We start from the raw sequence: 24,170 nt of genomic DNA on the forward strand, positions 1-24,170 counted from the left end.
CTACCAGAATACGGATTTTAATTTGCAAGTAAGGTGAGGCTGAACATGGCGCGTCCATTCCATCTGGCATTTCCGATTGATGATCTGGAACAGACCAAAACGTTCTACATGGGCGTGCTTGGGTGTAAGCAAGGCCGAGAACTTGAAGGCAAGTGGGTCGATTTTGACCTGTTCGGACACCAAATGTCCGCCCACCTTCGTGAAAAATCACAATTTCCCCTTGGAGTCACTGGTGTTGTTGATGGAGATGCAGTTCCCATTCCTCATTTTGGTGTTGTTTTGCCAATGGATGAATGGAAGGTTCTTGCTGATCGACTGAAAACACATGAAACTATTGAATGGTTGCTGGAACCGAAAATCAGGTTTGAAGGGCAACCGGGAGAGCAGGGAACTTTTTTCATCAAAGATCCCTCGGGCAATGCTCTCGAATTCAAGGCATTCGCCAGTGACTCTGACATTTTCGCAACCTGAGTAGATCCCCATGGAAATTTTAGAAGCAACACATACAACACAAAATCCTGCCGAATCTGACCGGATCAAAGTCGCGCTCGCACAGATCGCTCCGGTCTGGTTGAAGCGAGAAGAAACACTGAAAAAAGTGGCGGATGCAGTAGAGCTCGCAGGCAAACAGGGCTGTCAGCTTGTCACCTTCGGCGAAGCACTGGTCCCGGGTTACCCGTTCTGGATAGAACGCACCGACGGGGCACGTTTCAACGATCCAAAGCAAAAAGCGATTTACGCGGAATACCTTGAGCAAGGCGTAGTGATTGAAGACGGCCATCTCGATGGCATCTGTGCGATTGCGAAGAAATACAACATCGCTGTGTATCTCGGTGTCATGGAGCGTGCTGCAAACAGAAGCGGTCATAGTCTCTATTGCTCGCTGGTCTACATCAACCAGAATGGTGAGATCGGCTCTTCGCACCGCAAGCTACAACCAACTTTTGAGGAGCGCCTTGCATGGGCACCGGGCGATGGAAACGGCTTGCGTGTCCATCCGCTGGGCCGCTTTACCGTTGGTGGTCTCAATTGCTTTGAAAACTGGATGCCCCTGTCCCGCGCAGCTCTGTACGCGCAAGGGGAAGACCTTCACGTTGCCGTTTGGCCGGGTGGTCTGCACAACACCGAAGACACAACCCGCTTTGTTGCGAAGGAAAGCAGAAGCTATGTGATCTCAGTCTCTGGCCTCATGCGCCCAACAGATTTCCCGGAAGACACGCTGGAGCTTGCCAAGATCCTTGAGAACAGCGATGACTTTCTTGCAAACGGTGGTTCCTGCATCTCTGCGCCAGATGGGTCTTGGGTGGTAGAACCACAAGTCGGTAGGGAAGTTCTGATTACAGCAGAATTGGACCATGCCGTGGTACGTGGTGAACGCCAGAACTTTGACCCAACGGGTCATTACAGCCGACCAGATGTGACACGCTTGATCGTTGATCGGAAACGTCAACAACTCGCGGATTTCATCGACGCTGAATAAAATTAAGTACTCAGGCAGATTTATTGGGGCAAGGTTTTGATTAGCTTAGGTTTCTTCTCTCAAAAAATTCAGTAAAATTGAGTGAAACAGCCAGCTACAGATACCCCTGCCTCATAGTAAGATCAAGATCTGGAACAATAGAATCTCAAAGCAGGTGATGGTGACGTGTCTCACTACCTGAGTGATGGACACTGTTGTTTGTAGCCCTGCCAAACCTGAGTGTGATCTTCGCATCTGCAAGCTGAGTGTTGAATTATGGAAATTTTAGAAGCAACGCATTTATCTCACGACCCGTCCGCATCTGACAAAATCAAAGTCGCCCTCGCGCAGATCGCTCCAGTCTGGCTGAAGCGTGAAGCGACCTTGAACAAAGTGATTGATGCGGTAGAGCTTGCTGGCAAGCAGGGCTGCCAACTTGTTGCATTTGGAGAGACACTGGTGCCGGGCTATCCGTTTTGGATTGAACGCACAGACGGTGCACGCTTCAATGACCCAAAGCAAAAAGCCATGTACGCCAAATGCCTTGATCAAGCCGTAGTGATTGAGGACGGTCATCTGAATGCTGTCTGTGAAGCGGCGAAGAAACACAGCATTTCCGTGTATCTCGGCGTTATGGAGAGGGCAGCAAACAGAAGCGGGCATAGTCTGTATTGTACGCTGGTCTACATCGACCAAAACGGAGAGATCGGTTCTGCGCACCGTAAACTGCAGCCAAGCTATGCAGAACGTCTTGCGTGGGCACCGGGAGATGGCAACGGTTTGCGTGTCCATCCGCTGGGCCGTTTTACAGTTGGTGGCCTGAACTGCGCTGAAAACTGGATGCCCTTGTCACGCGTCGCCCTGTATGCGCAAGGAGAAGACCTGCACGTGGCCGTCTGGCCGGGTGGCCTGCGGAACACAGAGGATCCAACACGTTTTGTTGCCAAAGAAAGTAGAAGCTACGTACTATCAGTCTCAGGGCTGATGCGTGCTGCAGACTTTCCAAAGGATACGCCAGAACTAGCAGAAATACTCGAAAACAGTGGTGAGTTTCTCGCTGATGGCGGGTCTTGTATCGCTGCACCTGATGGGTCATGGGTGGTCGCACCACAGGTAGGCAAAGAACTCCTGATCACAGCAGAATTAGATCACGCATTGGTGCGGGCTGATCGCCAACTCTTTGACCCGACCGGCCACTACAGCCGACCGGATGTGACACGTCTCGTCGTCGATCGTAAGCGCCAACAGCTTGCTGAATTCGTCGATTCTGAATAAAACAAATCACAGATTGATATATTACGGCGTATTTGTGAGATGAGCCTGCTGGTCTCAAACAAAAATACGCTCAACAATGGAGTGCCTCATGAACCTGGTCTTATCTCTCAAAAGCTTCAACGAACCTGAGTGGATCGACCGTTTGCAGGCACTTCTTCCCAATCGAAAGATTGAGGGCTGGAACGGCGGCGTCGCTGAGCCCGAAAAAGCAGAATATCTCCTTGCCTGGAAACCAGACCCAGCTGCCTTTGCTGCCCTGCCAAACCTCAAGGTGATCTTTTCACTGGGTGCAGGTGTCGATCATCTGACCTCATTGCCGGAACTCCCCAACCTCCCGTTGGTCCGGATTGTTGACCCAGACCTCACCAGCCGCATGACAGAGTGGGTGGTCTTCCAAACGCTTCTCCACCATCGCCAACATTTAACTTATGCCGCTCAGCAAGAAGCAGGTGTTTGGAATGGACACAGGCAGTGGGCGGCAAAGGACGTACGCGTTGGTATTCTGGGTCTTGGCGAGCTGGGGTTGGATTCAGCAAAGGCCCTCAAAGCGCTGGGCTTCTACGTTGCCGGGTGGTCTCGCTCGCCAAAAGATGTAGACGGCATTGAGAGCTTTGCCGGTGAAGACCAGCTTGAGACGTTCCTTAATCGTACCGACATCCTGATCAATCTGTTGCCCTCAACACCTGCCACGCACAAGCTGGTCAATGCAGAGCGATTGGCCATGTTGTCTCAATCTGGCGCATTAGGAGGGCCTGTCTACATCAACGCTGGACGTGGTGCGACACAGGATGAAGCTGCGATCGATACAGCTTTGACATCCGGCCAGCTCAAAGGTGCCAGCCTTGACGTGTTCGCAATCGAGCCTCTGGCTGACACAAGTCCTCTCTGGCGGCAGAAAAACTGCATCATCACACCACATGTGGCAGCTGAGAGCGACCCGCAAGCTCTCTCCGAATATGTTGCCCAGCAAATCAAGGGATTTGAGCGAGGTGAAGCGCTCGAGAACCTAGTTGATTTGGAAGTCGGGTATTAAGTTCACCTGATTCTTGATGAAACCTTAGTTTAGAGTGCCAAATACCGGAAGAAGTTGAGTGCGCAGATCAATCTAAGGTTTAGCTGCAAGGAGTAGCATCAAACACAACTATAACAATTAAGTTGTGACCTGATGCTCTCCATAATCCGAGGTTTGTTCCAGCGAGATCTGGGCAGCGCGACTATTGAATTCAGCCTCATCTCTGGCCTCATCGCTCTGGCGATTCTTGCCATGGTGTCCGCACCAACGCTCACCAGCACCTCTTTTATTGCTAAAAATACCACTGCGCAGCCAAACGCAGCCGAGCGTGATCTTCAATTGTGGGAACTGGTGAAGCCAAACAATTAAATTTGTAAATAAATGAATTTTAGCGAGACAAAACTACCAAGTGTTAAGGCCTTCTTTGGAATTACCCTTGCAAAACCATAACCTGGTATTTGTGGGGGAGATCACGACATGATTGCAAATGGACTATTGATCATTTTTCCATTGCTGCTTGCAATCGCCGCATTCTTTGATCTCTTCACAATGACGATCCCGAACAAGCTCAACCTGATTATAGTCGTTGCCTTTGTCAGTTTGGCCTTCTTATTGCAATTGCCCCTAGAACAGGTTGGCATGAGCTTCGCACTCGGCTTCGGTGTGATGGTTGTCGGCTTCGGCCTGTTCGCGCTCGGTGTTATGGGCGGCGGTGATGTGAAGTTCCTCGCTACAATCTCTCTTTGGTTCGGTCTCTCGATGAACATGCTGGACTTCATTTTGCTGACCAGCATTTATGGCGGAGCATTAACGCTGGTTATCCTGGCCTTGCGTAGGGTTCCGTACTTTCCACAGTTCATGCAGGGGCAAGAATGGCTCTTAAGATTGCATGACAGAAAAGCAGGCGTTCCATACGGGATTGCAATCGCAATTGCGGGGATTCAGGTGTACCCGAAGACCTTCTGGTTTGCTCAAATTCCAACTTTCTGAGCATTTCGCGAGCAAATCATCTTAGTAAAGTATTAATGTTTTGAACTAGTGTGCTTTCACTGGCGCTAACCTATTGCTGTTCATGCATATTCCTAATTTGACTCTATGCACATAAGTAAAAAATACAAATGTAGTGATGTTACGGAATATTAACTATGTCTTGACAATTTTTGCTCAAATTAGGGTTAACGAATGCTGCTTAGCTAAATCTCTTAGAGGGTGGGTGCCACATGAAGGCCTCCAGATTACTAGTTTTAATTATCGCTTTAAGCGCCGGTGGGTTGGCCGCCTGGCTGAACCTGTCTTCCGGTTCCCGGGAGCAGTCGCCAACCATTGTTGCTCCAGTACAAGAAATTCCATCGCTGGATATTCTTGTTGCAGCGCAGGACCTCAAAGTCGGTACATCTCTTACCCAAGGCGATTTAGCTTGGGCCAAATGGCCAGAAGAATCTGTATCTGACGGTGTAATCTTGCGCGGTTCAAGCCCAAATGCAGATGAAGAATTTCTGGGACAGATTATCAAAGCAGCGATGTTCAGCGGGGAACCAATCCGCGCAGAGCGTCTCATCGATACGGACAAAGGCTTCCTGGCAGCGATCCTCCCAAAAGGAAAACGCGCCGTTGCTGTTCCTGTTGATGCAGTCTCTACCGCAGGTGGTTTCATCCTTCCAGGAGACAAGGTTGATGTGCTGGTTACCATGCAAGCTAAGAAACGTGATGATGGCGTTATAAGTGAAACGCTCCTCGAGAACATCAAGGTGCTCGCTATCGATACCACGACGGCTTCTGAAAACAGTGAGAAGGCGATGTCTCCAGACCAGACAGCTACACTGGAACTCTTGCCCCATGAAGCTGAGACCATCGCTCGCGCAACCCAGATGGGAACTCTCTCGCTTTCATTGCGTAGCGCAGCAGATTCCAGAGACGGTTTGAAGCAGCCTCCGCGCGTCAAAGGTGGTGTGAAGTTCGTAAAGTACGGGATTGCCTCCCAGTCTGTTAACGGAAATTAGTAGGTAAACTATGGTTTTTCATCGACAAATTAGTCTGGCGAGAAGTTTACCGCAAAAATGCTGCCTTAGTGGTGCTCTCATGCAGTTCCTTCTGATCTTTGCCTTGGTTTTAGTTGGACCGCAGATTGCATTCGCTCAAAGCAATTTCGAAGCGACTGTGGAAGTCACCTCTCAGCACCGCGGCAAAGTTCGTCAGCTGAATGTTGGTGAAGGAAGATCTATCGTCCTCAATACAAATGAGGAAGTCCGTGATGTCCTTGTCTCGAATCCAGAAATTGCAGATGCTGTTGTCCGCACCAGAACCCGCGTTTTTGTCTTCGGAAACAAGATTGGCCAGGCGTCACTGGTTCTGTTCGGCAATGGTGGTCGCCAACTGGCATCGTTCAACCTGAGCGTACAGCCTGATCCATCAGGTCTGGTCGCACTCATCAAGCGATTGCTGCCAAACTCCGCAATCAATGCAGACATCGTCAATCAAAGCGTTGTCCTCTCAGGAACAGCAATCTCCGCCCTCGAAGCACAACAGGCCTACGATATTGCGTTGAAGTTTGTGGGCAACGATGACAAAAAAATCGTCAACACAATTGCAGTCGCCGAAAAAGATCAGGTCCAACTCAAAGTTACAGTTGCTGAAATTGAACGCACAACGATTAAGCAGCTTGGTGTGAACCTCCAAGGCTCACTCAAAATCGGCGCACTTGATGTCAATTTCAATACGTCACCTGCGTATAACATCAATCCATCTGTTGTGAATGCTGGATCCCTGGCAGGAAAGTTGGGGTTTGGTAGCGGCACCCTCAATCCCACAATCAAAGCGCTCGAGCGTGAAGGGGTAATGAGAACACTTGCGGAGCCAACACTTGTAGCGGTCTCTGGCGAAAATGCTAGCTTCCTCGCCGGTGGTGAGTTCCCGATCCCCGTGGCTTATGAGGATAACAAGGTAAGCCTTGAGTTTAAACCATTCGGCGTTGGTTTGGATTTCACGCCTGTTGTTCTTTCCGGAGGACGTATCAAACTGCGAGTTAAAACCGAAGTCAGTGAGTTGAGTTCTGAAGGGGCTGTAAGTATCGCAGGTGCTATTGCCGTTTCTGCACTTAAAGTTCGCCGAGCGGAGTCTACACTCGAGCTCCCTTCTGGAGGAACCTTGGTTATGGCAGGTCTCCTGAAGCAGAATTATGGGCAGGAGATTGACGGGATACCTGGTTTAAAGAATATCCCAATTCTCGGTACCATGTTTAAGAGCCGCGATTATATCAATCGCCAAACTGAGCTTGTAATCTTTGTAACACCTTATGTGGTGAGACCAATAGCCCGCTCACAAGTAGCGCGGCCTGACGACAATTTTGCAGCACCAAGTGATCAATCTACAATCTTTCTAAACCAATTAAGCCGGATTTACAGGGGAACAGACGCTCCTGTGAAAGGGAATTATCACGGCAAAATTGGCTACATTTACGAGTGAGGACAAGTGAAATGAATCCCCTACTGTCACCCACTTTGAAATGTGTACGCAAATTGAGAGAAGCTTCAGTAGTGCTCGGTACTTTTGCTATGCTTGGAGCATGTCAGTCACAACCATCATATGTTGAACATCAGTCGATTGCAGACTTTGATTATCGGAAAAGGCATCCGATTGTTATTACAGAAGCGCCTGAAAATTTTGATATTCCCGTAGCTGGAGAGATGCGCAATTTGAACGGGTCCATGAAAACGGCAGTTGCTGCTTTTGGTAAACAAGCAGACATCGATGGGAATGGATTTGTTGAGGTTTTGGTTCCGTCAGGTTCTGGGAATGAAGCAGCAGCAAAAGCTATTTCCCCTCAGATTCGCACCGCATTGAAAAAAGGCGGAGTAGCCGCAGATCATATTGTTATGAGGAGCTACGCGGTGTCTGACATGGGTGCATCAGCACCAGTCCGTCTTTCATTTATGCGTGTGAAAGGGATTGTGCGTGATTGCGGTAATTGGCCTGATGCGATGATAAGCAATCATCAAAACACAGACTATCACAACTTCGGGTGTGCTACTCAGGCAAACCTCGCTGCGATGGTCGATAATCCGACAGATCTGTTGCGACCACGCCCATTCGGGCCGAATGATCCAGCGAGAACTAACGAGATTTTGGCAAACAACCGATCTGGAGACCTGACTGCGGGTCAGTATGGAGCTGGTGTTGGCACAAACGTATCATCCGTGGCGCAGAACTAGTGGGATAAACTATGAGTGATTTAGCGCAGTTCGATCCAGATGCCTCATCACAGGAAGAAACGACGAGTCAGCTTTCAACTTCTGACTTTCAGTTTGTAAATATTCCGCGGATTTCTGTTCAGGCATTTTGCGTGGATTCGAGAACATCAGAGATAATCCAGAATGCGAGCTTAGATCGCCGGATGTCGAAGACGCATACGATGGTGCGACAAGGTGGTATTCCCGCAGCTGTAGAAACATTTGAAACTGCCGCTACACCTAACTTCTTGATCGTCGAATCGTTGTCTAATCCAAAAGAGATGATCGCTGAGTTAGATCGGCTGGCTGAGTATTGTGATGCTGGGACTAATGTTCTTGTTATTGGGCGCATAAATGATGTCAACTTGTACAGAACGCTCATTAGCAGGGGGGTCGGTGAGTACATTGTCGGACCAATTGATATCCCTCAATTGATAAATACCATTGGTCAATTTTATGCAAATACTGACGCGGAACCCTTCGGTCGAACTGTGGCTGTAATCGGTGCTAAAGGTGGATGTGGTGCATCGTCAGTTGCTCATAATCTGTCTTGGTCAATTGCGAAAACACTCGATAACGATGTTGCTATTGCTGATTTGGATTTGCCATTTGGAACAGCAGGTTTAGATTTTAATCAAGACCCATTACAAGGTATATTAGAAGCAATTGCATCTCCTGAGCGGCTTGATGACACGCTACTGGATCGCCTTCTTGCAAAGTGTAATGACCGTCTCAGATTGTTAGCAGCACCAGCTACGCTTGATCAAACCTACGATTTTGATACTGAGAAGTTTGATCAGGTTATTGAGGTCATGCAGAAAGGAACGCCGACTGTTGTTCTTGACTTGCCGCACACGTGGAACAGCTGGGTTCGGCATATCCTTGCACATGTAGACGAAGTTTTGATTGTGGCTGAGCCTGATCTAGCAAACCTTCGAAATGCAAAAAACCTGGTCGACAGCATTGGCCAACTTCGACCAAACGACACAAAACCATACTTGGTTTTGAACAAAGTCGGCATTCCGAAGCGACCAGAAATTAAGCCTGATGAGTTTAGTAGCGCTTTAGATGTGGTTTCTTTAGCGGTAATGCCGTTTGAGCCTGCATTGTTTGGGACTGCATCTAACAACGGTCAGATGATTGCGGAGTTTGATAGCAAACACGCTGTTGCGGGTTTGTTTGAAGAGATTGCGGCCAAGGTCACGGGCAAGGCTGAAACGTATACAAAAAGCAAGTCACTCATCGCATCTCTTATTAAAAAAGTCCGCAAATAGTCCTCTGGTTGATTTTGTGCTGATTTCAAAGGCGGAAGAATATGTTTGGTAGACGTGGCAACGGTGAATTTGGAAACAAAAATCCAAAGTCTGCTCCAGTAAATCCTGCGATACAGAAACAGGCAACAAGGCCTGCTGACCAGGACACACCAAGCACTGCAAAACCTAAGTCGTCTGGCGCCGAAGTTCAGCAGGAAAAGCCCAATGAAACTGCTCCTGAAACACAACGAACTCAGGAGTACTACGCAACCAAGGCATCGATCTTCAATGCGTTGGTTGAGGCAATTGATCTCTCGCAGTTGAGCCGTCTGGATCAAGAGGATGCGCGTGATGAGATCCGGGATGTCGTCAATGACATCATCGCTCTCAAAAATCTCGTCATGTCGATTTCTGAGCAAGAAGATCTGCTTGAAGACATTTGTAACGATGTGTTGGGTTATGGACCACTTGAGCCGCTATTAGCCCGTGATGACATTGCCGATATCATGGTGAATGGGGCGAACACCATTTATATCGAAACAGCTGGCATGGTGGAGCAAACAAATATCCAGTTTCGCGATAATCGTCAGCTGATGAACATTTGCCAGCGGATCGTGTCTCAGGTTGGTCGTCGTGTAGATGAAGCCAGCCCGATATGTGATGCGCGCCTTCCTGATGGCTCTCGTGTAAACGTGATCGCCCCACCGCTGTCATTGGACGGGCCTGCACTTACAATTCGTAAGTTTAAGAAAGACAAGCTTACGCTCGATCAGCTGGTGAATTTTGGTTCGATTTCGCGTGAAGGTGCTGAGATCCTGGAAATCATCGGCCGGGTCCAGTGTAACACGGTTATTTCTGGTGGTACGGGCTCAGGTAAAACCACACTTCTCAACTGCTTGACGCGCTATATCGATAGCACGGAGCGCATTATCACTTGCGAAGATAGTGCTGAACTACAACTTCAGCAGCCACATGTCGTCAGATTGGAAACCAGACCTCCAAATCTGGAAGGTGAGGGTGAGATCACAATGCGTGATCTTGTGAAAAACTGTCTGCGTATGCGCCCTGAGCGGATCATTGTCGGTGAGGTACGTGGCCCAGAAGTCTTTGACTTGCTTCAGGCGATGAACACCGGTCACGATGGCTCAATGGGTACGATTCACTCCAACTCCCCACGTGAGTGCTTGAAGCGTATTGAATCCATGATTGCTCTTGGGGGGTTCTCTCTTCCATCTAAAACAGTACGCGAGATCATTGTTGGCTCTATTGATGTAATTGTTCAGGCTGCACGCTTGAGAGATGGCTCCCGTCGTATCACCCATATCACTGAGGTTGTAGGTATGGAGGGCGATGTCATCACGACACAAGATCTCTTCACCTATGACATCACAGGAGAAGACGCGAATGGCAAAATCATAGGCCAGCATCGCTCTACCGGCATAGGACGTCCGCTCTTCTGGGAAAGAGCAAGATACTTCAACGAGGAAGAGCGGCTAGCCCGCGCGCTGGATGCTTCAGATGTTTCTGGAGGATTACATGGCTGACTTGGATAACTTTTTAGCCTCTCCGCTCGCTGATTATCTGATTACAGCCTTGATTATGGTGAGTGTCGTTGGTGTCACTTTCACACTCTTGATGCCTCTCTTCTCCAAAGACAAGCTTGGGAAACGAAAAGAGGGCCTTGTTCAGAAAAATGGAACTCAACCAAACGGACGGTCTCAGAAGGTTGATGTTACAGCTCGTAGGAAAACCGTTCAGGACCAGCTTAATGCTATGGAGGCAGCGCAAGCTGCCAAGAAAAAAAATGCAGACAAACCGATTTTTGCCGACTGGATTGGGCAAGCTGGTCTGTCTTGGTCAAAACCAAAGTTCTATGCAATTTCTGTAGTTTGCGGTGTTGTTGTTTTCGCGCTTAGCATTTTATGGGGACAACCTATTTGGTTGTCTGTCGCACTGCTCTTTGTCGGTGTTTTTGGCCTTCCAAGATTTTACGTTTCAAGAAGGCGCAAGAAGCGTTTCAGTAAGTTCTTAGATGAGTTTCCTAATGCAGTAGATATTATCGTGCGAGGGATTAAATCTGGAATGCCTCTGGGGGATTGCTTTCATGTTGCTGCTGCTGAAGCAAAAGATCCTGTCGGGATGGAGTTTTCGTTAGTTTTGGACAAAATGCAAATGGGTGTGCCGTTAGCAGAAGCAATACAGAGTATGCCTAAGCGAGTGCCATTACAGGAAACAAACTTTCTCGCAATTGTGATTACAATTCAAGCACAGGCTGGCGGTAGCCTATCTGATGCATTAGGGAATCTGTCCAAAACACTGCGCCAACGCAAAGAGATGAAAGGGAAGATCCGAGCAGTTAGTCAGGAAGCCAAATCGTCTGCTGCAATTATCGGTTCTTTGCCATTCCTTGTCGCAGGGATGATGACACTTGTAAGTCCTGATTACATTAAAGTACTCTTTAATACAGAGACCGGCTTATTTCTGGTTGGAGTTGGTCTTTTTTGGATGTCTTTGGGTATTCTTGTGATGCGGAAAATGATTGATTTCAAGATTTAGGGGATCGAAATGAACTTTATTGATCTTGGGAGCGGCAATTTATTTGTCATTACACTCACATTGCTTGCTGTATCTGGTACTGTCTATGCACTCTTAATGCCGCTCTTTGAACGTGATGAACTCAAAAATAGAATGAAATCTGTTGCTCTTGAACGAGATAAAATTCGCACGCGAGAACGAAACAGGCTAGCTATCCAAAAGGAAGCTGAACATGTATCCCTGAGGAGCAATCCTAAGGAGAGTATGAGGGAGTTTGTTGATAAATATGACTTAAAAAAATTATTATCGAGTGATCAAGTAGTCAGAAACTTGAAACGAGCTGGTTACCGCGGAGCATCACCACTATATACTTATCTGACTTTGCAAATAGTTTTGCCAGTTGCCTTCTTCTCATTTTCGTTTTTATACTTATCAGTAATTCTAAAAATCGACATGCCTGTTGTTGGTGTGTTGGGAATATGTATTTTGATTGCTGCTATTGGCTTTCTTGGCCCTCGCATTTTTGTTCAAAATCAAATTCAAAAGCGCCAAGAGTCAATTCAGTTAGCTTGGCCGGATGCGATGGATCTAATGCTTATTTGTGTTGAGTCTGGCGTATCTATCGAGGCTGCATTCAAGAAAGTAGCAGAAGAAATTGGTGCGCAATCAGCTGCTTTAGCAGAAGAGCTTGTTCTGGCTAATGCGGAACTATCTTATTTAGATGAACGCAGGAAAGCCTACCAAAACTTGTCTGAGAGAATTGGCCTTGATAGTGTTAAGAACGTCGTCGTTGCATTGACACAGGCAGAAAAATACGGAACCCCTATCGGCTATGCTCTGCGAGTGTTGTCAGACGAAAGTCGTCGTGAGAGAATGCAGGAAGCTGAGAGAAAGGCAGCAGCTTTGCCACCCAAGCTTACTGTTCCGATGATGCTTTTCTTTCTACCAGTCTTGTTTATCGTTCTCGTAGGCCCTGTCGTTATTCAGGCAATGAGCACTTTCTTCTAACCCATCACGCCTTGCCCAGCATGATCTTCAAATACGCTACATTCTCGGCGGCTTGGCGTGGGTCTATGTCGGATTGGGCGACGCGAACGGCTTCGTCAAACCGGCCTTGCAGTCCAAGGGTCAGAGCAAGGTTCTGGCGAACCTGACTGCCAGCTTTGCCGGTATTCAGAGCTGTTCGTAAAGTCGTCTCTGCGTTGCGCAGGTCGCCTCCCAGCAGGTAGGACATTCCCAGGTTATTCAAAACAGTTGGCTCATTTGGTGAAAGCTTCAGCGCTTGCTGGTAGGTTGAGCGTGCTTGTTTTGTCTCACCGAGTTGATCCAGAATAGCCGCCTTTGCAGAAAGCATCTTCCAGTTTGGCTGTGCTGGGTCGAACGCATTGTCGATGACATTGAGCGCTTCCTGCAACTTGCCGTTTTCAGCCAGCACTTTGCCATAGCTTGCCGCAATCGTGTTGTTTTCAGCATTAGCGATGACACCACGTCGTAAAATTGCTTCTGCTTGTTGGCCTTGGCCATCAATTCTCAAAGCTGCTGCAAAGTTCAGGATTGTCCGTGGATTTTTCTTGTCCTTGGCATAAGCACCACCCCAATAGGCGAGGGCTTTTTGCATCTCTTGTGAGCCAGGTTTAAGCTGCTGGTTCTGTGAGATAGATGCCTGAGCGCGTGGTTTGTTGGTTGCGCAGCCGGAAAGTGCAAGCCCACAAACCAGCAACAGCGAGACAGCTGTTGCACTTCTTAAAATGCCAGAAGACACCTTAGTTGTGTGTGTGCGGTCAAATACGGCCATGGAACCCTCAACAACGAAGCAATTCAAATATTGTTTGAAAATCTAATATTATCCCTAATTTCTGGTTAATTTGGTGTAGGTGAGCCCATTGTTGGGCGGGGGAGTAGCAAGCTGAATGTCTTGCGCAGAACCAGTAACGCCGTTAGGTTGCCACAACGCTGTCCGTATAGGACAGAACACAAATTTCAAACATCTCATCAATGGAGCTCCCGGTGCACGGACCGTTAATTTCTGCCGATAAAACAGTAAATCCAATCCCGGTCGTAGCGCTCTCTGCCAGTGAGTTAGAAGCGTATTTTGATGCCGCGGGTTCCATGGTGAAATCTTGGGCGAAAGCGCAGGAGTTTACAGCTGCTTTTGGGGAGACTCTGGCAGTTCCAAATGAAGCAGGCAATATTGCAACCGTGCTGTTTGGATATGGTGAAAGCCAGAGAGATGCTTTGGAAACAGGCGCTGCTCTTAATAAAAAGCTCCCAACTGGCGCGTTTGAACTTGCAAAAGGTTTTGAAGATCCAGCTGGTATTGCTCTCGGGTTCTCACTCGCAGCCTACCGTTTTGATGCTTATAAGAAAATCCCTGCGCCAAAGTCTCAGTTGGTAATCAGCGAGCCAGGCATTTTGGAAGAGTTGGCACCAATTATCGCTGGCGCGCACCTGGCAAAAGATCTCATCAATACACCCGCAAATGACATGGGGCCGGAAGAACTTGCCGCAGCAGCTTTCCAGCTTTTTGAGGATCATGGTGGATCTTCAAAGGTCATCATGGGAGATGTTCTGGAGAACGAGTTCCCGCTTGTGCATGCTGTCGGCAACGGCAGTGACAGAGCGCCGCGTCTGGTTGATGCGACTTGGGGGAAAGAGACTGATCCGAAAATTACCTTGGTCGGCAAAGGGGTGATCTTCGACAGTGGCGGTTTGGACGTAAAGCCAGCAGCAGGCATGATCCTTATGAAGAAGGATATGGGCGGCGCGGCAAATGTTCTTGGCTTGGCTGCAATGATCATGAAAGCCGAGCTGCCAATGCGCCTGCGCGTGATTATTCCTGCCGTTGAAAATGCAATCTCGGGCCGCTCCTTCCGCCCTTCCGATATTTTCACAAGCCGTAAAGGCCTTTCTGTAGAGATCGGAAATACAGATGCTGAAGGACGCTTGGTCCTGGCAGATGCACTTGCGCTGGCTGATGAAGAAAGCCCGGAGCTGATTGTCGATATGGCAACGCTGACAGGTGCTGCCCGTGTCGCGCTTGGGCCTGATTTGCCGCCGTACTATACTGACGATGAAGACTTGGCCGAAACCATCGCTGTTCACAGTGAAGCCGTGAATGACCCTTTGTGGCGCCTGCCACTCTGGAAGCCATATAAGAAATACATCACCTCCAAAACAGCTGATCTGGCAAACATCAACACAAGCGGAGCAGGCTTTGCAGGCTCAATCACTGCAGCTTTGTTCCTTCAAAGATTCGTTGAAAACGCGGGTAGCTGGGTACATCTTGATATCTACGGTTGGACACCAATTGAGAAAGACTTCAGAACCCATGGCGGAGAAGCCCAGGCAATTCGGGCACTTTTTGACATGTTGAAGACCCGATTTGCCTAAGCAAAGTGCAGATTGCGCTGTCAAAATTACTTAATATCTCAATCTGGTAAGGGTCCCGAAATGATTTGCAGGCTAGGTTTTAGCCTGCAATAGGGATTAGGACGATAAAATATGCCCGTAGAGATCCGCCCGTCGCAGGCGCTTAAGCTATGGCATGATGTAGTGTTGGAATTGGTGCGCGCAGCAGATCAGGATTTGACTGCTCGCCAAATGTCTATTCTTTTAACTGTATATCTTGAGCCTCCACCACATACCGTGCGCGGACTTGCGCAAAAACTAGGGGTAACCAAGCCTGCAATTACGCGCGCATTGGATACCCTTGGAACAAACAAGCTACTTTCCAGAAAGCGTGATGAAAATGACCGCCGCAATGTCGTTGTCACACGCACAGTTGCTGGGGCGCTGTATCTGGAACAACTTGGCGATCTGGTCTCAGAAAAAGCTCAGGACCTTTCGCGTTGATCGAAAGGCGGAACCAAGACATTATCACTCCGCTATGCCATTTTGATTGGAGGGGCCTCATATGACTGCTCAACTTGACCGCCGTTTACATCCGGTAAGACCGGATTTGGCTTCCACTGACTATCGCGGCCAGGTGCAATCTGAGCGTTTTGTGGAAGGGACCGACTACTCTGTCAAAGCAGATAAAATTGAGCTACGTGCTCGGCCAGATGTTGCATGCGGAATCGATACTGAACTGAATTTTGGCGAAACCTTTCGTGTATTCGAAACAACGCCAGAAGGGTGGTCTTGGGGACAGTTGCAAACAGACGGATATGTCGGCTGGTTGCCGACAAACGTGCTGGGGCCTGTTGAACAAGCAACTCACAGAGTGATTGCCCTGCGCACCTATCGCTACCCGGAAGCCGAAATGAAACGCCCAGCTCTGGGGCAGGTCTCAATGGGAGCACTCGTAAGCGTCGTGGGATATGAGACCACGCGCGGGCTGGAGTTTGCAAAGCTTGCCGATAGCTCGTTTATGGTCAAAAAACACTTGGTAGAGCAGACTGATAAAGCGGCCGACTGGGTGAAAGCAGCAGAAGCGATGGTTGGAACGCCATATCTTTGGGGAGGACGCTCTACTCTGGGGCTGGATTGCTCCGGCTTGATCCAACTTGCGCTCCAGACAGGCGGTGTAAACGCCCCACGTGACGCGGATATGCAGGAAGCCATGCTGGGCGAGCAACTCGACCTCTCCAGTGGCCTGCCAACCTTGCAGCGCGGCGACTTGATGTTCTGGAAGGGGCATGTGGGCGTTATGTCTGATTCTGAGACCTTGCTGCATGCCAACGGTTACACAATGACGGTCGCTTATGAAGGGCTTCAGGCGGCTCTTAAACGCATTGGCGAGAACGAATTTGGCCAGCTCACCTCTGTGAAGAGACTAAGGTGAAACGATGTTTACCCGCGCTTAACCATAAAGCGCATTATCGGCATATCTGACCCATCAATTCGCGCAAATTAGGTTTTCGTTCACTAAAATAATCGCACAAATAACTAGTAAAATTTAACAGTTATTCGGTGGGGTTTGCCGTGTTTTGGAAGCTGCAAAAACAGGTCTCTGACCGTTCGTCAAAAATTGCCTCTGTCGCAATCTCTACTGCGATGATCGCAGGCATCTCTGCTACCTCAATCACACCCGCCTCTGCGGATGTTGAGGTGGTCGCCGATCAGGCAAAAGTCTTCCGTCTCGAAGAGCCAGCCGAAACCATCATTCTTGGAAATCCAAGCATCGCAGATGTGACAGTGCACGACCGCGTGACAATCGTGATCACAGGCAAATCCTATGGCACAACCAATCTGGTTGTCCTGAACGATGCCTCTGAGCCCGTTGTTGAAGAGCTGATCACCGTAACAGCAGAAATGGCCGGCTACGTCGCCATCCAACGCAACAACAGCCGCTTCACCTACTCCTGCAACCCCGACTGCCACGAAGTCCTGCGTCTGGGTGACAATAAGAAAAAGATCGAGGATGTCGCCGCCACCATCAGTGTTCGCAATGAATTGGCGCAAGACGGGACAGTGACGGGTAACGAATAGATTGGTACGTTCTAATGTCTTGTTTGCTCTTGCGCTGTGCACTAAAAATGAGAGTGGGTACTAATAAGGTTCGGCAAGTTCATTCGGACCAACGTGGTGTAACAGCCATTGAATTCGCGCTCATCGCACCAGTGTTGTTTTCTATTGTTTTAGCTATTATCGAACTTGGATTGTCCTTTCTAGTTGAAGTTGTTCTAGATAATGCTGTTGCAGAAGCAGCACGGCAAATCAGAACAGGACAGGTATTTTTCGCTCAGAAAAATGGTGAATACAACAGCACCAAATTTAAGAATGTCATCCTAGAAAACGGCGCTGGTTTGCTGAAATCCGTTGAAGACAATATTTACGTGGACGTAGATTCCTTTGAAGACTTTGGGGATCTCAAAGAACCTAAGCCGCTCGTAGAAAACGGCAAAGTTGTGATGGATCAGAACTGGAAACCTGGGCAAGCTAGTGACGTTGTGCTGGTGAGGGTTGTTTGTGCATGGCCATTAATCACAGCAAAGATGGTAGAAGTCTTTGGGAAAGCTGATGGTGGTAAACGCATTTTGGTAGCCACCGAAATTTTTAGGAATGAACCTTTTTCAAGTGGGCCAAGTCAACCAAACTCATGAAACATCTTGAAAGCATATTCTCTCATTTCAGATTGTATCTGCGTAACAAACGCGGAGCTGCAGCAATAGAATTTGCAGTTGTTTTGCCACTGCTACTTTTCTTGTTTGTCGGTATGGTGGAGCTCACAACAGCGCTATCCTATGATCGTCGCATTAGTAAAACTGGCGCCTCAATTGCTGATCTAGTCGCACGCTCGAGCGATGTAACCGCAGAAATGGATGATATTGAGATAGCAATTGACCATCAGATGGCTCCTTTCGATAATACCGATGTGAATGTCCAAATTGGTATGATCCTTATTGTAGCAAAGGTGCCAACAGTCGTATGGAGCTGGCAAAGCAATAGTTCAACTGCACCATGGGCAAGGGGCTCGATACCCGAGGGAATTTCATTTGCTCCAAATATGCTTGTAAATGGTCAATTCTATGTAATTTCAACTTCCGCAGTGACTTACGACTTCCTTCTAGGAAACTTATTGTCAGATTTGAGTGAGTACATGACTGGTGAAAGTAACGATTTTACGTCCATTAGCTTAGGTGATAGTTTTGTATTGCATCCACGGAAAGTCTCATGTGTGGAATATTACAACAACTGTGCGAACGGGCCGCCATAATAACAACTACGTAAGATTTAGTGCTGTAATCTAAATATTGATGTGTCATAACTTCGCAGATCGCCAAAAACTGCTGTTTTGTGATCTTTACCGATAGATTTGTTAGCTCAAATGTTGAATAAGCGCCCCAAGCTTGGCGAAGAATTTAACGCACATATCGGTGAACAGTCACAGAGCTGCGATAGTATGGCTGAGACCTCCCCTCAAGAGCCCTATCGCAACACTCTTGAGCTCGGGCTGGTGCGGTATGTGGAAAATGAAAAGAGGCTATCAATGGCTACCAATCGGACCTATGACCAAATCCAGGTCGGAGATTCCGTCACTCGCTCTCGCATCTGTACAGCAAACGATCTTTACGTTTTTGCGCACGCGTCTGGCAACATCAATCCACTGCATCTGCCAAACGCGCAGTGGGAAGGCATTGAGAAGAAAGATGGCCCATCCGCACCGTTCATGTGGGGCGCTACTCTGATCTCAGCAGTCGTCGGCAACTACCTCCCAGGTCCTGGCTGCGTGTACCGCGATCAGACACTTTCCTTCCATAACAAGGTCAAAGTGGATCAGGTTCTCGACGTCACTGTAACCGTTCTGGAAAAACTGCCAGATAACATCATCCGCCTTGCAACAAGTGTGAAGGTTGACGATGGCACTCTGGTTGCTGAAGGTGAAGCTCGCGTAGAAGCGCCAACAAAATCAATTTCTTACGATGCAGAAGAGCTGCCAGGCCTGCTGATGAAGCGCCACCAGCACTTTGATCGTCTCGTTGCAACTGCTGCCCAGCTGCCAGCGATCCCGACTTCTGTTGTGTGCCCAGACGATGCAAACTCCCTCGGCGGTGCAGTCATGGCCGCTCAGGCTGGCCTGATCATCCCGATCCTGTGTGGTCCTGAAAAACGCATTCAGGCTGCTGCTGACAAAATCGGCGCAGACATCTCCAGTTACGAGTTGATCGACACACCTGATGAAGGTTCTGCGGCTGCTAAAGCTGTTGCGCTGGTTCATGAAGGCCGCGTGCGGTCCGTTATGAAGGGTCACCTTCACACAGATGACCTGCTGCGCCACGTTGTGAAGCGCGAAGGTGGTCTGCGCACCAAGCGTCGCCTGTCACATGCGTTCGTAATGGATGTTCCGGGTCGCGAAACCCCGCTCATCGTCTCTGATGCTGCAATCAACATTGCACCAGACCTGATGTCAAAAGTTGATATCACTCAGAACGCAATCGACGTTGCTCGTGCTATCGGCATTGAGCCACCAAAAGTCGGCATTCTGTCCGCTCTTGAAACCGTAAACCCAGCGATCCCATCCACCATCGATGCAGCAGTGCTGTCCAAGATGGCTGAGCGTGGTCAGATCAAAGGCGGTATCGTTGACGGTCCTCTGGCGATGGATAACGCGATTGATCTTGAAGCTGCTCGCACCAAAGGCATCGAATCCGTTGTTGCAGGTCGCGCAGAAGTGCTGATCGTGCCAAATCTCGAAGCTGGCAACATGGTTGTGAAAGAGCTGACCTTCCTTGCTCATGCCGAAACAGCTGGCCTTGTAACCGGTGCACGCGTGCCGATCATCCTCACCAGCCGTGCTGACAATGATCGTGCGCGTCTCGTTTCTTGTGCTCTGGCATCCATGTACGACTACTACCTGCGCAACGGCGCAGCGTATGTTGGTGAACAGGATCTGGCAGAAGCCGCAGAGTAATTTCGAGACAGCTGAGAAAACAATAATGACAATCGAAACAATCCTTGTACTGAACGCTGGGTCTTCCTCCATCAAATTCCAGCTGTTCAAAGGCGAAGAAAGTGTGCTTTCCGGCCAGATCGACGGTTTGGGAGCATCTGCCTGGGTTAAAGGCAAATCCGCTGAAGGCGCAACGATCATGGATCGTGCGCTCTCAGAAGAAGAAGCACAGAACCACAACACGGCTCTGCAGGTTATCCTTGCTCTGCTGAAAGAGTTCGACCCGAACCTCGAAGTGGACGCTATTGGTCACCGTGTGGTTCACGGCTCTTCCAAATACTCTGCGCCTGTGCTGGTCACTGAAGAAGTTGCCGCGGAACTTGAAACATTCAACCCGCTTGCGCCTCTGCATAACCCGCACAACCTTGCAGGTATTGCTGGGTCCAAAGCGGCATTCCCGGGCAAGCCGAACGTCGCGTGTTTTGACACCGCGTTCCACCGCACGCAGGAATTCAAGAACGAAGCCTACGCGATCCCGACCAAATACTATGACGAAGGCATTCGTCGCTATGGCATGCACGGCCAGTCCTTCCACTTCATCGCGGAAGAACTGCACAACGTGGCGCCAGAAGTGGCAGATGGCAAAGTTGTCGTCGCTCACCTCGGCAACGGTGCATCCATGTGTGCGATCGAGAACGGCAAATCTGTAACCACCACCATGGGCTTCACCCCGGTTGATGGTTTGGCAATGGGCACACGGTCCGGTCTTATCGATCCGGGTGTCATCTTCTACCTGATGGAAGAAAAAGGCATGTCCGTGAAAGAAGTCGCGAACCTGCTGAACAAGGAATCCGGCATGAAGGGTCTTTCCGGCATCTCGCAGGATATGCGTGATCTGGAAAATTCTGACAGCCCTGATGCAAAACGCGCACTCGACTATTACGACAACCGCATCAAGCGCGAGCTGGGTGCTCTGGTTGCTGTCATGGGTGGTCTGGACGCAATCGTCTTCACCGGTGGCATCGGCGAGAATTCCTCTCAAACCCGCGCTGGTGTTTGTAAGGGCCTTGAGTTCCTCGGCGTAGAAATCGACGAAGAAGCCAACAAGGCGCGCGCGAAGGAAGCAATCACAATTTCCAAAGCATCTTCCAAGGTTAAGGTCATGGCGATCCCAACCAACGAAGAAGCCATGATCGCTCGTCAGACCCGCGCGATTTGCGAGTCGTAATCGACCTAAAAGTGGTGTTGATCACAGCGTTTAAGCCGCACTTTTCTTAAAGGAGAAGTGCGGCTTCTTTTTTGTTTGCCTATACGTACAAGAGCAGACGGGATAGTTGCACAAACATATTTGCATAGGTTGAATTATCAAAATAAGTTATATATTGAGGCGTGCATCTCTATTATATATAGCTTCAATAAACACTGGCATTCCTATGATCATCGCTGCAACTACATTAGCGCTACCAGCCTCTTTACAGGCTGCTGAGCTGCGTCTGGTGGAATACCATCAAAGAAATTTAGCCTACATCATTGTACCTCGGACAGATAAGAAATTGCCTGCACTTGTGCTGTTTCATGACTGGGCAGGATTAACCGAAGAAGCGATCCTGCAGGCTGCGAAAATCGCAGAACAAGGCTATGCAGTGTTCCTTCCTGATCTGTTTGGCGGCAAGGCCCCACAGTCAAAAGAAGAAGCCCAGCCACTGGTTGAAGCGATCCTGGAAACGGACCATCAGCAAGAGCTTATGGCAAATGTCCATTCAGGTTTGCAGGTACTGGAAAATGTTGAAGAAGTAGAGCCAGTGGACGTCTCCATTTCTGGTCTTGGTATTGGTGAGCAAGTTGCCAGTTACATCTCAAAAAGTGATATGACGCCCGCGCTGCCAATGCTCACCTATGCATAAGTCAGTGCGTCTGGCTGATGCCATTTTGTAATCCCACGCATTGCATCCCGTATGCTGAGGCAATACTACTGGGCCAACTCAATCTTTACATCTGAAGGAGGGGCTCATGTCCTCACCGGTCACTGCTGTCGTGTTTGATATTGGCAATGTCTTGATCTCTTGGGATCCGGAGAACCTGTATAAGGACCTGATCCCTGACGCATCAGAGCGCCAGTTCTTCCTTGATGAAGTATGCCCCTACGACTGGAATCTGGAGCAAGACAGAGGGCGCCCTTGGGGAGATGCCATCGCCGAACGGCTTGCCAAATTTCCGCAGTACGAAGAGTGGATCAAAGCCTATTACGAGCGCTGGGAAGAAATGCTGGCTGGTGCGATTGAGGCCAATGTCTCGCTCCTGAAAGAACTCAAGGATAAGGGCATCTCTTTGTACGCCATCACCAACTTCTCTACTGAGAAGTTCGAGGACGCCAAACGCCTGTTCCCATTCCTTGCGGACAGCTTCATCGATACCGTGATCTCTGGTGATGAGAAGCTTCTGAAGCCGGATGCTGCCATCTACAACGTGCTGCTGGAAAGAAACCAGCTTGAAGCCTCCAACCTTGTCTTCATCGACGATACACTCAAAAACGTTGAAGCAGCTCAGGGCGTCGGTATGAAAGCGCTCCACTTCTCCGAAGCAAACAAACTCCGCTCAGAACTAAAGCAACTCGGCCTGCCACTGTAGGAAAGTGTAAAGCGCAAATATCAGTTAAGTCGGTCAAGTTTATTTGATTTGGTTCGTATTTATAGATACTTAACGTTCTCTTTGGTTTCTTACCGACAGTAATTGAGCAAAGTGGACGCTATTGAATAAATTTATTCATGTATATATTGACTAAATATTTTGCTAAAAAGGAGGTGTAGGTAAAATTACTAAGGATATTGCTATGAAGTCATTTCTTGCACTACCTATCATTGTGTTCCTTGGAATTTCTCACGCACTTGCTCAGCAGGCTACTTATGTAGAGAACAGATTTAAGGCGCCATTAGGTCCGTATTTTATTTTCGATCAAAGCTATTATCGAGTGAAGGGTTCTGAGCAAGTTGGAGGGCTCGGAACCTATGGACGTGTAACTGGGAAGGGTTGGTTAGGACCGTTTATTGTCAATGGTTTCAAGGCCAACGGTAAACTTGGTATAGTTCCTGAGTTGAACTCACGTTCTGCGACAGCCTCGGGGAAAACCATCATGAATGCCTTCTTGAATGGTAATGTTTCGGGTGAAACCCTTGAAGGTGACGCTGTTATTCAAGGCGATGCTGAGTTTAATGTTGATTTGACGGAAGATTACACTGTCATAGTTGTCAGACCAGATAACTGGGATGCAATCTATAAAGGCATCAATCAGAAATATGAAACCGGGGACATTGGTCTGAAAGCTCGATTTCAGGATCCTAAATTCAGAGTTGTTGATACAGCTGTTTATGCAACTAATCTGAAAATTGAAAAAATTAAAAAGATTACAGGGAGCCTTGTCGGCAAGACGGATGTTCCTAAGCTTGATGTAGTCGTTGAGTTGGAAGGGGATGCTAATGTTAATGAAGAGTTTGAACTGACAGGTAAGCAGATCATCGCTTACTCGTATCGACGTTTGTGTTGGGTGGGAGAGACTATCGTAGAAGCGCGGGAGGATAATCCTGGCGTTAGTGATATGTCGAACTGTGATAATTATTAACTGGCGCTTGAATTTCGTTTTAACCACTTAGGAGGGGCACATAATGCTGCCCCTCCTTGTTGGCCCTCAAAAACTTATCCCCCTCCCCAAAATCCTCCTTATTCTTAGTCCCGTGCCCACGCATTCGGGCAGGAGTGGACCGTCCATTCCGCGGCGTGGGTGGGGTTGGGCTGCTGGTACGAGGTAACGTATCGTGTCAGGAGGTCCGGTGAAGCGCCATACCCTATTGAGACCACAGTGGTATTAGGGAGTTTGGGGTCGTTCCGGAGGGCGTCCGGTGGTGACAAGAAATTGTCGATGACAGGGAAACCTGTCAGTGACACGGGAACGTGTCATTCACGTCTGTCCGAGAGGGAGCCCGCGTGTTCATGATAAAAGGCCCGGGCGAGGCGAACAGCTGATGCCGAAGAAACATATCTAACAAGTAGCGCAGGCAAAGCCTGTTCGCCTTGCTCCACCCGT

The 24,170-nt window shown here is 48.8% G+C and carries 25 protein-coding genes; 24 read left to right on the plus strand and 1 reads right to left on the minus strand.

Annotated elements, in window-relative coordinates:
- The first annotated feature begins 45 nt into the window (after nt 1-45).
- The 13 genes from PsW74_RS09710 (at nt 46) to PsW74_RS09770 (ending at nt 12,768) form a co-directional block, all read left to right on the plus strand.
- On the plus strand, nt 46-471 hold the full coding sequence (locus PsW74_RS09710; protein WP_063286772.1) for a VOC family protein: 426 nt from the start codon (nt 46-48) through the stop codon (nt 469-471).
- Between the two features lie 10 nt (nt 472-481).
- Nucleotides 482-1,480 carry a carbon-nitrogen hydrolase family protein gene (locus PsW74_RS09715; RefSeq protein ID WP_063286773.1) on the plus strand — a complete coding sequence of 333 codons (999 nt, stop codon included), beginning with the start codon at nt 482-484 and terminating at the stop codon, nt 1,478-1,480.
- A gap of 255 nt (nt 1,481-1,735) precedes the next feature.
- Nucleotides 1,736-2,734: a carbon-nitrogen hydrolase family protein gene (locus PsW74_RS09720; protein WP_063286774.1), complete on the plus strand. Its 999-nt coding sequence runs from the start codon at nt 1,736-1,738 to the stop codon at nt 2,732-2,734.
- 88 nt (nt 2,735-2,822) lie between these two features.
- Nucleotides 2,823-3,767, plus strand: coding sequence for a glyoxylate/hydroxypyruvate reductase A (locus PsW74_RS09725; protein ID WP_208987917.1), 945 nt, complete (start codon nt 2,823-2,825; stop codon nt 3,765-3,767).
- A 132-nt stretch (nt 3,768-3,899) separates the two neighbouring features.
- Complete coding sequence (locus tag PsW74_RS09730) at nt 3,900-4,115, plus strand: hypothetical protein (RefSeq protein WP_063286776.1); 216 nt, start codon at nt 3,900-3,902, stop codon at nt 4,113-4,115.
- 108 nt (nt 4,116-4,223) lie between these two features.
- Nucleotides 4,224-4,736, plus strand: coding sequence for a prepilin peptidase (locus PsW74_RS09735; protein WP_063286777.1), 513 nt, complete (start codon nt 4,224-4,226; stop codon nt 4,734-4,736).
- 230 nt (nt 4,737-4,966) lie between these two features.
- Nucleotides 4,967-5,746 carry a Flp pilus assembly protein CpaB gene (gene cpaB / locus PsW74_RS09740; protein ID WP_063286778.1) on the plus strand — a complete coding sequence of 260 codons (780 nt, stop codon included), beginning with the start codon at nt 4,967-4,969 and terminating at the stop codon, nt 5,744-5,746.
- 79 nt (nt 5,747-5,825) lie between these two features.
- On the plus strand, nt 5,826-7,208 hold the full coding sequence (locus PsW74_RS09745) for a type II and III secretion system protein family protein (RefSeq protein ID WP_063286779.1): 1,383 nt from the start codon (nt 5,826-5,828) through the stop codon (nt 7,206-7,208).
- Nucleotides 7,209-7,219: 11 nt separating this feature from the next.
- The gene (locus PsW74_RS09750; RefSeq protein WP_082830531.1) at nt 7,220-7,954 is read left to right on the plus strand and encodes a CpaD family pilus assembly protein; all 735 of its coding nucleotides are present in this window, start codon (nt 7,220-7,222) and stop codon (nt 7,952-7,954) included.
- An 11-nt stretch (nt 7,955-7,965) separates the two neighbouring features.
- A complete protein-coding gene (locus PsW74_RS09755; RefSeq protein ID WP_063286781.1) occupies nt 7,966-9,246 on the plus strand; it encodes an AAA family ATPase in 1,281 nt (426 codons plus the stop codon).
- Between the two features lie 41 nt (nt 9,247-9,287).
- Nucleotides 9,288-10,769: a CpaF family protein gene (locus PsW74_RS09760; RefSeq protein WP_063286782.1), complete on the plus strand. Its 1,482-nt coding sequence runs from the start codon at nt 9,288-9,290 to the stop codon at nt 10,767-10,769.
- Nucleotides 10,762-11,781, plus strand: coding sequence for a type II secretion system F family protein (locus PsW74_RS09765; RefSeq protein ID WP_063286783.1), 1,020 nt, complete (start codon nt 10,762-10,764; stop codon nt 11,779-11,781). The genes PsW74_RS09760 and PsW74_RS09765 overlap by 8 nt, the downstream gene beginning before the upstream one ends.
- 9 nt (nt 11,782-11,790) lie before the next feature.
- Nucleotides 11,791-12,768, plus strand: coding sequence for a type II secretion system F family protein (locus PsW74_RS09770; RefSeq protein WP_063286784.1), 978 nt, complete (start codon nt 11,791-11,793; stop codon nt 12,766-12,768).
- Nucleotides 12,769-12,772: 4 nt separating this feature from the next.
- On the opposite strand, the gene PsW74_RS09775 is transcribed toward PsW74_RS09770, so the two are convergent.
- Nucleotides 12,773-13,555, minus strand: coding sequence for a tetratricopeptide repeat protein (locus PsW74_RS09775; protein ID WP_063286785.1), 783 nt, complete (start codon nt 13,553-13,555; stop codon nt 12,773-12,775).
- 212 nt (nt 13,556-13,767) lie between these two features.
- Here PsW74_RS09775 and PsW74_RS09780 point away from each other — a divergent pair, with 212 nt between their 5' ends.
- The 11 genes from PsW74_RS09780 (at nt 13,768) to PsW74_RS09830 (ending at nt 23,708) form a co-directional block, all read left to right on the plus strand.
- The gene (locus PsW74_RS09780) at nt 13,768-15,150 is read left to right on the plus strand and encodes a leucyl aminopeptidase family protein (protein WP_063286847.1); all 1,383 of its coding nucleotides are present in this window, start codon (nt 13,768-13,770) and stop codon (nt 15,148-15,150) included.
- Between the two features lie 111 nt (nt 15,151-15,261).
- Nucleotides 15,262-15,612: a MarR family transcriptional regulator gene (locus tag PsW74_RS09785; RefSeq protein ID WP_063286786.1), complete on the plus strand. Its 351-nt coding sequence runs from the start codon at nt 15,262-15,264 to the stop codon at nt 15,610-15,612.
- Nucleotides 15,613-15,673: 61 nt separating this feature from the next.
- Entirely contained in the window at nt 15,674-16,543 is an 870-nt protein-coding gene (locus PsW74_RS09790; RefSeq protein WP_063286787.1) for an NlpC/P60 family protein, read from the plus strand.
- Between the two features lie 140 nt (nt 16,544-16,683).
- Entirely contained in the window at nt 16,684-17,190 is a 507-nt protein-coding gene (locus tag PsW74_RS09795; RefSeq protein WP_208987919.1) for a pilus assembly protein N-terminal domain-containing protein, read from the plus strand.
- Between the two features lie 53 nt (nt 17,191-17,243).
- A complete protein-coding gene (locus PsW74_RS09800; RefSeq protein ID WP_208987920.1) occupies nt 17,244-17,804 on the plus strand; it encodes a TadE/TadG family type IV pilus assembly protein in 561 nt (186 codons plus the stop codon).
- Nucleotides 17,801-18,418: a TadE/TadG family type IV pilus assembly protein gene (locus PsW74_RS09805; protein ID WP_063286790.1), complete on the plus strand. Its 618-nt coding sequence runs from the start codon at nt 17,801-17,803 to the stop codon at nt 18,416-18,418. The genes PsW74_RS09800 and PsW74_RS09805 overlap by 4 nt, the downstream gene beginning before the upstream one ends.
- 273 nt (nt 18,419-18,691) lie before the next feature.
- Nucleotides 18,692-20,113: a bifunctional enoyl-CoA hydratase/phosphate acetyltransferase gene (locus PsW74_RS09810; protein WP_063286848.1), complete on the plus strand. Its 1,422-nt coding sequence runs from the start codon at nt 18,692-18,694 to the stop codon at nt 20,111-20,113.
- A gap of 25 nt (nt 20,114-20,138) precedes the next feature.
- Nucleotides 20,139-21,320 (plus strand): acetate kinase, encoded by a 1,182-nt coding sequence (locus PsW74_RS09815; protein WP_057464150.1) that lies wholly within the window; start codon nt 20,139-20,141, stop codon nt 21,318-21,320.
- A gap of 205 nt (nt 21,321-21,525) precedes the next feature.
- Entirely contained in the window at nt 21,526-21,996 is a 471-nt protein-coding gene (locus PsW74_RS09820; RefSeq protein ID WP_063286791.1) for a dienelactone hydrolase family protein, read from the plus strand.
- Nucleotides 21,997-22,102: 106 nt separating this feature from the next.
- Nucleotides 22,103-22,720: an HAD family phosphatase gene (locus tag PsW74_RS09825; protein ID WP_063286792.1), complete on the plus strand. Its 618-nt coding sequence runs from the start codon at nt 22,103-22,105 to the stop codon at nt 22,718-22,720.
- A 202-nt stretch (nt 22,721-22,922) separates the two neighbouring features.
- On the plus strand, nt 22,923-23,708 hold the full coding sequence (locus tag PsW74_RS09830) for a hypothetical protein (RefSeq protein WP_063286793.1): 786 nt from the start codon (nt 22,923-22,925) through the stop codon (nt 23,706-23,708).
- Nucleotides 23,709-24,170 lie beyond the last annotated feature (462 nt).

Source organism: Pseudovibrio sp. W74 (assembly GCF_001623085.1).
Taxonomy (GTDB): Bacteria; Pseudomonadota; Alphaproteobacteria; order Rhizobiales; family Stappiaceae; genus Pseudovibrio.

Coding starts and splice junctions, on each gene's coding strand:
- PsW74_RS09710 (WP_063286772.1), top strand. CDS start 46: ATGGCGCGTCCATTCCATCTGGCATTTCCGATTGATGATCTGGAACAG.
- PsW74_RS09715 (WP_063286773.1), top strand. CDS start 482: ATGGAAATTTTAGAAGCAACACATACAACACAAAATCCTGCCGAATCT.
- PsW74_RS09720 (WP_063286774.1), top strand. CDS start 1,736: ATGGAAATTTTAGAAGCAACGCATTTATCTCACGACCCGTCCGCATCT.
- PsW74_RS09725 (WP_208987917.1), top strand. CDS start 2,823: ATGAACCTGGTCTTATCTCTCAAAAGCTTCAACGAACCTGAGTGGATC.
- PsW74_RS09730 (WP_063286776.1), top strand. CDS start 3,900: ATGCTCTCCATAATCCGAGGTTTGTTCCAGCGAGATCTGGGCAGCGCG.
- PsW74_RS09735 (WP_063286777.1), top strand. CDS start 4,224: ATGATTGCAAATGGACTATTGATCATTTTTCCATTGCTGCTTGCAATC.
- cpaB (WP_063286778.1), top strand. CDS start 4,967: ATGAAGGCCTCCAGATTACTAGTTTTAATTATCGCTTTAAGCGCCGGT.
- PsW74_RS09745 (WP_063286779.1), top strand. CDS start 5,826: ATGCAGTTCCTTCTGATCTTTGCCTTGGTTTTAGTTGGACCGCAGATT.
- PsW74_RS09750 (WP_082830531.1), top strand. CDS start 7,220: ATGAATCCCCTACTGTCACCCACTTTGAAATGTGTACGCAAATTGAGA.
- PsW74_RS09755 (WP_063286781.1), top strand. CDS start 7,966: ATGAGTGATTTAGCGCAGTTCGATCCAGATGCCTCATCACAGGAAGAA.
- PsW74_RS09760 (WP_063286782.1), top strand. CDS start 9,288: ATGTTTGGTAGACGTGGCAACGGTGAATTTGGAAACAAAAATCCAAAG.
- PsW74_RS09765 (WP_063286783.1), top strand. CDS start 10,762: ATGGCTGACTTGGATAACTTTTTAGCCTCTCCGCTCGCTGATTATCTG.
- PsW74_RS09770 (WP_063286784.1), top strand. CDS start 11,791: ATGAACTTTATTGATCTTGGGAGCGGCAATTTATTTGTCATTACACTC.
- PsW74_RS09775 (WP_063286785.1), bottom strand. CDS start 13,555: ATGGCCGTATTTGACCGCACACACACAACTAAGGTGTCTTCTGGCATT.
- PsW74_RS09785 (WP_063286786.1), top strand. CDS start 15,262: ATGCCCGTAGAGATCCGCCCGTCGCAGGCGCTTAAGCTATGGCATGAT.
- PsW74_RS09790 (WP_063286787.1), top strand. CDS start 15,674: ATGACTGCTCAACTTGACCGCCGTTTACATCCGGTAAGACCGGATTTG.
- PsW74_RS09805 (WP_063286790.1), top strand. CDS start 17,801: ATGAAACATCTTGAAAGCATATTCTCTCATTTCAGATTGTATCTGCGT.
- PsW74_RS09810 (WP_063286848.1), top strand. CDS start 18,692: ATGGCTACCAATCGGACCTATGACCAAATCCAGGTCGGAGATTCCGTC.
- PsW74_RS09815 (WP_057464150.1), top strand. CDS start 20,139: ATGACAATCGAAACAATCCTTGTACTGAACGCTGGGTCTTCCTCCATC.
- PsW74_RS09820 (WP_063286791.1), top strand. CDS start 21,526: ATGATCATCGCTGCAACTACATTAGCGCTACCAGCCTCTTTACAGGCT.
- PsW74_RS09825 (WP_063286792.1), top strand. CDS start 22,103: ATGTCCTCACCGGTCACTGCTGTCGTGTTTGATATTGGCAATGTCTTG.
- PsW74_RS09830 (WP_063286793.1), top strand. CDS start 22,923: ATGAAGTCATTTCTTGCACTACCTATCATTGTGTTCCTTGGAATTTCT.